The sequence below is a fragment of the Geminocystis sp. CENA526 genome, assembly GCF_050753365.1.
In the GTDB taxonomy this organism is placed as follows: Bacteria; Cyanobacteriota; Cyanobacteriia; order Cyanobacteriales; family Cyanobacteriaceae; genus Geminocystis.
Genome location: NZ_JBLZFY010000185.1, coordinates 1 through 4074 on the forward strand (window position 1 = coordinate 1; position 4074 = coordinate 4074).

General features: G+C 26.3%; 2 protein-coding genes. Both read left to right on the top strand.

Features of this window, described 5'->3' with window-relative positions:
* Positions 1-469 precede the first annotated feature (469 nt).
* Complete coding sequence (locus ACN4EE_RS22165; protein WP_431708691.1) at positions 470-1219, top strand: hypothetical protein; 750 nt, start codon at positions 470-472, stop codon at positions 1217-1219.
* Between the two features lie 71 nt (positions 1220-1290).
* Positions 1291-4074 (top strand): hypothetical protein (locus ACN4EE_RS22170; RefSeq protein WP_431708692.1); only part of this gene is annotated, 2784 nt, incomplete at its 3' end.

A 4074-nucleotide genomic window follows, 5' to 3' on the forward strand; every position in this document is an offset into this window, starting at 1 on the left:
ATCTAAACAAAGTAAATCGTCGGCAGCGGCAGATGTGTAAAAGAGACAAATAATAAAAAGACAATCAATTTAAACTAGCTGACTGCCAAAAAAAAAAATATTTTCACAATTGGAATATCGAACAAACATATGAGTTATTCCACTTCTCATATATTACAAGTATTTCATGTAACCAACACTAAGCAACTTGCAGACTTAAAACGAAAAAAAACGAGTTTTTTATTATGACTAACAATTCTAGCAGAAAAAAGATTGAAAAAAACGTCAAGCAATCAAAAAATTTTGATAGTACGATCATTTTTCTTGATTTACATGATCAAAGAGCGATTGAAAAGTTAAGAGAAATCGACTATTTGACCAGTATTTTTTTTCAATCGTTGCATTGATTATGAGTCACTGAAGACATTAAAAAGCCTATAAACGTACGGGTAAAACGTTTAAAACTAACCATTTACTAGGACATAAAACTATGATTGACTTACAACTTATTGCACAAAATCTAATTGCAGAAAACAAAAATTTGCAGAATGCTTTATCTTCCAAAGATTCGATTATCGATATTACGGCGTCAAAACTAGCATCGAAATACAGTGAATTAAAGGTTTATGGTGATTCTATCCTTATCAGATATAAGCATGGTGAGAAAGGTATTTATAGCTTAGTTCCCTATGCAGTGAACTGCGATAAAAAAATAACTTTTTTCAGTCCTGACAATAAAGAAATTTTTGAGAATGCAGAAATTGTTAATTATTCATTCAGCGAACAATTAAACTCAGTCACCATTAAACACGAAAAGAATGAAATTGTTATTAGTGCAGTAACTTCAAAAACTTGTTTAAGCAAAATCGCAAAAAGTAAAGATAAAACTATTAATGGTGTTGGTATTCCTGACTTAATTTTATTAGATGAAAAAATCATTTTTACTTTGATGAAAGATTTACCACTAGGACAATATAAAATCACTAAAAATCATGGTAAAAAATCAAAAACTTATAATGATTTACTCGTTGATATTGAATCTATTAGCAATGGTGAACAGTTTAAGTATGTTGCTGTAAATACTGAGTTATCACGGTTAATTGCAAAATACAAGCTAGATTGTAAATTTGAAGTTATGGGATACGAAAATTTCTTAAATAGCGAAGATAAAAACGCTGTAAAAACAGTCATTAAAGACTTAAATTTTTCAGTAGATTTAACTGATTTTGATTTTATCTAATAAACAAAATGATAACTAGAATATTCCTTAATATTCCTAGTTATCTAATCTATTCTAAGGAATATTATATCATGTTTTTTAAATATTTAGGCGTTAATAGTTACATTTATAGTAAAAAAGATAAACTGACAACAAAAGAAGATTTTGATAATGAAAATAATATCTCTTTACCTATAATTATCGATACAGAATTTTTCAATGATAAAAGAATAGGGATAACAGTACAAATTAAAGGAATACATGAAGATAAAGGTATAATTTATTGTCATAAAGATTTTGAAAAATACTGCATTAAAAACAATTTAAAACCACGTCACAAAACTATAAGAGAAGATTTAGCAGTAATCGATTATTTAAAAGATTTGGGATATGAAATTAATTTTATAAAGTGTGAATATGAAGATTTAGAAGTAACAAAAACTGTTTTTATAGATTTATACGCGCATTTTGCTATTGCAGAATTATTGTTAGTTGTTAATGGTGAATTAAAAGAAAATTTAAAAGATATTCTGAGAAAAAATAAAGATTATGGACTGCACACTAACACGGGTGAATTTGCAAAAATTGAACAAACTAGACGTTTAAAATTTACTGCACAAACTAAAAAGAATGAACCAATAAAAAATAAATCAGACTCTATAGCTACACAATACCAATTAGAACTTAATGGACACTGGTATAAGGTGAGATTAAGATTTTTCGATACTTTTGGACTGCATGGAATATCTAGCTATAAAAATCTAGCAGAATCAACTAATGTGAACTTAGAATTTAAAGATGATTTAACACAATGGGATAAGGAAAATATGAACAAAACATATTTTAATAAACCTGACGACTTTGACAATTATTCTTTAGGTGATTTAGAAATTTACAAAATTTTAGTTAACAATGCAGAATTATTTAAACAAATTTATTCATCATTACAGCTAGATGATTATTACAAGATACCTAGTTTAACAATGGGAAAAACAAGTGAGCAATTATTCACTGCAAAATTATTGAGTTACTTCAATTTAGACGACACAAAAGATAATTTAAAATTAATAAAAAAATTATGTAGTTATGGCTCATCAAATAATCTGAAACAAGATGTAACAACCACTACTGCTCTATTGTCTAAAGTGTTTGGGGGTAGATGCCGTAACAACACTCCATTAACTCATTATATAGATGGTTTATTGTGTGACATAGATATAGATGGTTGTTATGGCAATGGTTTACGATTGCAGAAATATCCCATAGGTAAACCGATAATAGAATCATACTCAATAAATGAAATTAACCAATATAAGACTCTTAGGCAATGGTTAAACGAGAGAAAATACGAAACAAAAGATAATGAATTAGTGTACGGTTTATGGCATTGTATAATCGATTTTGATGGTGAGGTAAAGTACAGTCAAGATTTTTTAGCTTCGTGGTTTAATTTTAAATATAAAGATTTAAAAACAATAACACCAATACAAGATGATGAACCAACTGAGATTAATTCAAAATCGGGAATAACAAAAATATTTAGATATGAGATAAAAAACGCTGTAATTAATGATGATTTTTTAGATTATTTATTCTATATCTGCAATAAAAATCAACGTACAGAATTATTAGATAATTTAGTCATTAAATCTGCCATTTATTATCCTAAGTTTTCAGAATGTAAAGATTTAGCAGAATTAGAAGAAAAATTAGGTTATGACTGTACAAAACAATCAACAAAAAAGAATATAAAAACTGTTATTACTGAAATTAAATCAGCATGGTTAAGTATTGATTTAGATAAATTTTTGATTGATGATTTACTTGCATTCAGAAAATTATATCCTAAGAAAACACCATTAAATACTCTTTATAAATTAGTAATTAATTCTCTTTATGGTGTTTTTTGTTCACCATTTTTTGATACTTCTAATTGCGTTGTAGGTAACAATATTACTGCTAGAGCTAGATTAATGTGTTATCTGCTAGAAAAATCTTTAAATGGTAATCAATCTATAACAGATGGTGTCTTATTTGATGTTAATAAAGTTGTTTATCCTATTCAATCTAAACGTTTAACTGCAATATCTACAGTAGATTTATATAGATATTCTGATAAAAATAAATCACTTTTTAAACATATTAAATTAAAACCTTTAGACAATGCAGAATCAATTAATTTTGATGGTGAGATTGCAATTATTAAGTATTCTGATAAAGAAGATTTAACGTTAAATAAAGATGATTTTAAGCTATGGATAGCAGATAAATCGATAGAACATTTACAGCAAGTTTTTCACCCAAATATAAGAGTTATTCATCAATTATCAACTTCAATTAATGTTAATAAAACAACAAAAGAAAAAATATGTTCTGATAAGAAAGGTATGTTTAATTTAGAAGTTAAAGACTTTTATAAATGTGCTTATCTGCATGGTTCAGCTAATTATCTATTCATTGATTTTAATAATGAATTAAAAATAGGATTTAGAAGTTATCAGAATCAAAAACATAAATCATTCACCATGCAGAATAATAAATTAACAGAATCAAATTTTTATGATGAACAATCACCGTCAATGACTTTTATTAGTCAGTTAAACAATGATTTAATAGAGCGTGGTAAAGTATTTTTAAAGAAAGGAATTTTAAAAGTAAATGAGTATTCAAATAATGCAGAAAAGTTTGATAAATTAGGTTTATGTGTAGGCGATACTTATTATAAAACAGGATTATTAAGAGAATTTTCACAATCACAATTAACATTTAACACCATAGAACAATACACAAAAATCGATAAAGAAATTACTAGGAATAAAGCAAAATATGGACAATCTTATGAATTTTATTTTACTAATGAAGATAATCTTCTAAAC

Bases quoted from the DNA above. Each gene is read 5' to 3' on its own strand.
- ACN4EE_RS22165 (WP_431708691.1), top strand. From the start codon at position 470: ATGATTGACTTACAACTTATTGCACAAAATCTAATTGCAGAAAACAAA.